The sequence below is a fragment of the Nocardioides psychrotolerans genome, from assembly GCF_900113685.1.
GTDB lineage: Bacteria > Actinomycetota > Actinomycetes > Propionibacteriales > Nocardioidaceae > Nocardioides > Nocardioides psychrotolerans.
The window spans coordinates 1-2,688 of record NZ_FOQG01000039.1; the positions used below are offsets into that span (position 1 = coordinate 1).

Sequence of the window (2,688 nt, forward strand, 5' to 3'; positions counted from 1 at the left end):
TGACAGCGGCCACGAGAAACTGCCCGGAGACGGCCATGAAACTGCCCGCTGGCGGACATGAGAAGTGCCCGGTGGCGGCCATGAGATCTGCCCGACACGACGTCGTCTGCCTCACCGCGTCCCGCGGTTGAGGCCCCTCCTCAGGTGCGCTCAGCAGTGCTGAAGCCGCTGATCGCTCCCTGAGGAGGGACTACTTGAAGTCTGCAGAGGAAATCATGGAAATCTTGGAAGCCTACGATCTGACCGGGTCGTTTCGTGACGCCGCCGAGCTCGCGGGATGCTCGCATCACACCGTCGCTGCCCATGTGACGGCCCGCGACGCGGGTCGTGTCTCGGGCGTGGCTGCGGCTCGGCCGCAGCTGATCGATGAGTACTTGGACAAGGTCGAGGAATGGGTCGAGCAGTCGGCCGGCAAGATCCGCGGCGACAAGGCCCACGACAAGCTCCTCGCGCTGGGCTACGAGGGCTCGGAGCGAACCACCCGTCGTGCGGTCGCGGTCGTGAAGAAGGACTACCGGTCCGGGCGCCGACGCGTGCACCGGCCCTGGGTCACCGAGCCCGGCATGTGGCTCCAGTACGACTTCGGGGACGGTCCCGTCATCGATGGTGTGAAGACGACGCTGTTCTGCGCCTGGTTGGCGTGGTCGAGGTTCCGGGTGGTCCTCGCGATCCGGGACAAGACGATGCCGAGCGTGTTCGCCGCCCTCGACGTGACGCTGCGACGCCTCGGCGGGGCACCGACCTACGTGCTGACCGACAACGAGAAGACCGTGACCCTCGAGCACGTCGCGGGGATCGCGGTCCGCAACCCCCAGATGGTCGCCTTCGCCCGCCACTACGCCGTCACCGTGCATACCTGCGAGCCGGCCGACCCGGCGTCGAAGGGCGGCAGCGAGTCCACGGTGAAACTGGCCAAGGCCGACCTGGTGCCCAAGGACACCAACCTGCTCCCGGCCTACGCCAGCTTCGCGGAGCTCGAGGCCGCCTGCGAGGCGTTCTGTCAGGAGGTCAACGGTCGCATCCACCGGGTCACCCGCCGGGCACCGGTCGAGATGTTGGCCGAGGAACGCGCCCGCCTTCATCCGGTCCCGGTCCACCCGCACACGGTCGCGTTCGGACTCACCCGGACCGTGCCAGTCTCGATGCCGATGGTCTCTTATGAGTCCGGGCAGTACTCGGTGCCACACACCTTGGTCGGTGAGACGGTGTGGGTGCGTGTGCATGGTCGTGGCGAGGCGGAGCAGGTCGTCATCGTCCACATCGGACCAGCCGGGCCGCTCGAGGTCGCCCGCCACCGTCGCGCCACCCCGGGCAGCCCGAAGATCACCGAGGAACACTTCCCGCCAGCCCCAGCAGGGGCATTGGACCGACGCCCGAAAGCGAAGAACGCTGCTGACGTCGAGTTCCTCGCCCTGGGTGAGGGCGCCCACATGTGGTTGTCCGAGGCCGCCGCGGCCGGGTCCACCAAGATGCGGGTCAAGATGGCCCAGGCCCTCGCCCTGGCGAAGCTGTTCGATCCCGCCGAGGTCGACTGGGCGCTCGGGCATGCCGCGGTCCACGGCCGGTTCGCCGAAGCCGACCTCGCATCCATCCTCGACCACCACGCCGGCACCCGCACCAACGAGCGCCAGCACCGCGCCGGTGAGGACCACAGCCTGACCCAGGGCACGTCCGCCTGGGCCAGACTCGGCACCGGACTCGGCACCGGGCTCGGTCAATCCGGGCCGCGCGAAGACAGCGCCGCCGGCGTCGATGACGTCGAGGGCGGGGTGCTCGCATGACCACCCCCACGAGGACGGGCACGAAGGCCATCGCGCCGGTGCTGGGCGTGCCGGCCGCGCCACCACTGCCCGAGGACGTCGAGGCGCTCCTGCGGCGCCTGCGGCTGCCGCACATCCGTCGTCACGCACCCGAGGTCGTCGCGACCGCGAAGGCGCAACGCTGGGAACCCGTCGAGGTCCTGCGCGCGCTGCTGGGCGAGGAAGCCATCGGCCGGGAACGCTCCGCGCTCGCCACCCGGCGGGCAGGGGCGGGGTTCCCGACCGGGAAGACGTTCGAGTCCTGGGCGCCCGAGGCGTCCTCGATCCCGGCCCCGACCCAGCAGGCCCTGCGAACCCTGGAATGGGTCACACGCCGGGAGAACCTCGTGGTGTGTGGCCCATCGGGGACCGGGAAGACGTTCCTGCTCGAGGCCCTGGGTCAGCAAGCGGTCGAGGCCGGGTTGAAGGTCGCCTGGTTCACCCTCGAGGACCTCGGGGTGCTGCTGCGCAGACATCGCGCGGACGACACCGTCACTAAGGCCATCGCCCGGGTTCTGCGAGCAGATTTGGTGGTCGTCGATGACATTGGCCTTTTGCCGGTTGCCCAGGACGCCGCCGAAGGTCTCTACCGCCTCGTCGATGCCGCGTATGAGAAACGCTCGGTCGCGATCAGCTCGAATCTGCACCCGGCCGCGTTCGACGAGCTGATGCCTAAAACGCTGGCCACCGCGACCGTCGACCGGCTCCTGCACCACGCCCACGTCTGTCAGACCACCGGTGAGAGCGTGCGCCTGACCCAGGCACTCGCCGGGCAAGGGGTGAGCCCCTTGAGCTGAGCAAACCGGCCGGTGGCGGCCAGCCCTTGGGCAGATCTCATGGCCGCCACCGGGCACTTCTCGTGACCGTCACCGGGCAGGTTTCATGACCG

At 69.2% G+C, this 2,688-nt stretch carries 2 protein-coding genes; both read left to right on the forward strand.

What is annotated here, in order from left to right; translation table 11 throughout:
- The first annotated feature begins 194 nt into the window (after window positions 1-194).
- Complete coding sequence (gene istA / locus BM204_RS22070; RefSeq protein ID WP_305728408.1) at window positions 195-1,781, forward strand: IS21 family transposase; 1,587 nt, start codon at window positions 195-197, stop codon at window positions 1,779-1,781.
- A complete protein-coding gene (istB, locus tag BM204_RS22075; protein WP_091117774.1) occupies window positions 1,778-2,596 on the forward strand; it encodes an IS21-like element helper ATPase IstB in 819 nt (272 codons plus the stop codon). The genes istA and istB overlap by 4 nt, the downstream gene beginning before the upstream one ends.
- The last annotated feature ends 92 nt before the right edge of the window (window positions 2,597-2,688 follow it).

Coding starts and splice junctions, on each gene's coding strand:
- istB (WP_091117774.1), top strand. CDS start 1,778: ATGACCACCCCCACGAGGACGGGCACGAAGGCCATCGCGCCGGTGCTG.